The organism is Candidatus Infernicultor aquiphilus (assembly GCF_002784285.1).
Taxonomy (GTDB): domain Bacteria; phylum Atribacterota; class Phoenicimicrobiia; order Phoenicimicrobiales; family Phoenicimicrobiaceae; genus Infernicultor; species Infernicultor aquiphilus.
Genome location: NZ_PFKO01000053.1, coordinates 1 through 2255, shown reverse-complemented (window position 1 = coordinate 2255; position 2255 = coordinate 1). Strand labels below are relative to the sequence as shown.

1 protein-coding gene is annotated in these 2255 nt (G+C 28.1%); it reads right to left on the bottom strand.

All coding sequences use genetic code 11. The annotated features are described in order from the left end of the window. Positions 1–99: 99 nt before the first annotated feature. The gene (infB, locus tag COZ07_RS01545; RefSeq protein ID WP_406606839.1) at positions 100–2043 is read right to left on the bottom strand and encodes a translation initiation factor IF-2; all 1944 of its coding nucleotides are present in this window, start codon (positions 2041–2043) and stop codon (positions 100–102) included. Positions 2044–2255: the final 212 nt, after the last annotated feature.

The window sequence follows — 2255 nt, the reverse complement described above, 5'->3', positions numbered from 1 at the left end:
AATCTGCCAATCTACCAATTGACCAATTCTCCAATTTACCAATTACAATAGTTCACTATTTAACCAGCTAACCAGGTAACTAACTAAATTCACTAACGACTAATTAATTTTTTTATCATTAATTTCTCTAAAAGTATAAAATTCAAGTATATCTTTTAATTTAATATCATTAAATTTTTCTATACCAATTCCACATTCAAAACCAGCATTAACTTCTCTTGCATCTTCTTTAAATCTTTTTAAAGAAGCAGCTTTACCTTCATATATTAATTTTCCGTCTCTTATCACTCTTATGTTATCATTTTTTGAGATTTTTCCGTTTAGTACATAACTTCCTGCAATAGTACCAACTTTGGGTATTTTATATATTTCTCTAATTTCAGCTTGTCCACAGACATACTCTTCAATTTTCGGTTTTAAATAACCTTTTAGGGCAGCTTTAATTTCATCTATTAAATCATATATAATTTTATATAATCTAATATTTACTTTTTCAGATTTAGCAATTTTTTGAATATTTAAATCAGGGCGAATATTAAAGCCAATTATTATTGCATCAGAAGCAGAAGCTAACATAACATCCGTTTCAGTAATATTTCCGACACCCGCATGAATTATATCAATTTTTACCGTTTCATTCTCAATTTTTAATTTTTTTATAGCTTCTTGTAAAGCATCCAATGAACCTTGAAAGTCTGTCTTTAAAATAAGCTTTAATTTATCCAGGTTACCTTCTTTTATCTCTAAAAATAAATTATCTAAAGAGACTTTTGATGATTTTTCTATAATTTTATTTCTTTCCTCATCCTCTCTTTCATTGATTATGATTTTAGCTAATTTATCATCGGGTACTACTTGAAAGTAATCACCTGCTTGAGGCATTTTATAAAAACCTACCACTTCAACTGGACTTGAAGGTCCTGCCTCTTTAATATTTTTTCCTTTATCATTAGTAAGGCTTCTAATTTTACCGTACGATAATCCGGTAATAAAATAATTACCAACTTTTAATGATCCATCTTGAACTAATACCGAACCGATAATTCCTCTTTTTTTATCTAATTTTGTTTCTAGTATAATACCTTTCGCAGGGGTATTAGGATTTGCTTTTAATTCTAACATTTCCGCTTGTAAAGAAATTGCTTCTAATAATTTTTTAATGCCCTTGTTTTGAAGGGCAGATATTTCTACCATCAAGGTGTCTCCGCCCCATTCTTCTGAAACTAAACCATATTTTGAAAGATCTTTCTTTAATTTTTCAATATTAGTATTAGATTTGTCTATTTTGTTAATTGCTACAATAATGGGGACATTCGCAGCTTTTGCATGATTAATTGCTTCAATAGTTTGAGGCATTACCCCATCATCTGCAGCAACAACTAAAACTGCAATATCTGTTGCTTTTACACCTCTTGCTCTCATGGTAGTAAATGCTTCATGACCAGGCGTATCAATGAAAACAATTTTTTTATTATCTATTTTGATTTGGTATGCACCAATCCGTTGAGTAATTCCCCCTACCTCTTCTTTAGTAACATTAGTCTTTCGTATTGAGTCAAGAAGGGTAGTTTTACCATGATCGACATGTCCAATTATAGTAATAATTGGAGGTTTGGAAATTGATTTTACAATCTCATCCTTTTTTTGAAAATTAATACTATTTTTTATTTTGACCGAAAATTTTATTTTGTATCCGTATTCCTTAACCAGGTGTTGTAAAATATTTACAGGAATTTCTTTATCAATTGAAGTTATTGTTCCAAACTGCATAATCTTTTGTAAAATTTCTGATAATGAAATTTTAAGTTGTGAAGAAAGTTCTTTTAAATTTGGCAATTTATTAATTTCTAAAACCTTGAGTGGTGGTTTATTTTCTGTCCCCTTTTTTTTCTTATCCATAGTAATCACTTCTTTTATTAACTCTACGGTATCCTTATCTAAAGTACTCATATGATTTTTAACCTTAATTCCTTCTTTATTTAAAAACCATATTAGTTCTTTGGTTGGTATTTTTAAATCTTCAGCTAGTTCATAAACTCTCATTTTCACACCTATCACCTCCGCTATGACTTATATATATCTTTGATATATCCAAATACAATTATTATTTATTTATAATGTATTTTAAGTATCAGCTTCATCTTGTAATTTATAAATAATTATTAAAAAGATATTTCTTTATTTAAAATTTTAAAATGTATTTTTTAAATAGTCTTCTCAATTCATCAAGTATTGGTAAGGGAATATCTTGTTTT

Excerpts from the sequence above, each read along its gene's own strand:
- infB (WP_406606839.1), bottom strand. The coding sequence starts at position 2,043 with ATGAGAGTTTATGAACTAGCTGAAGATTTAAAAATACCAACCAAAGAA.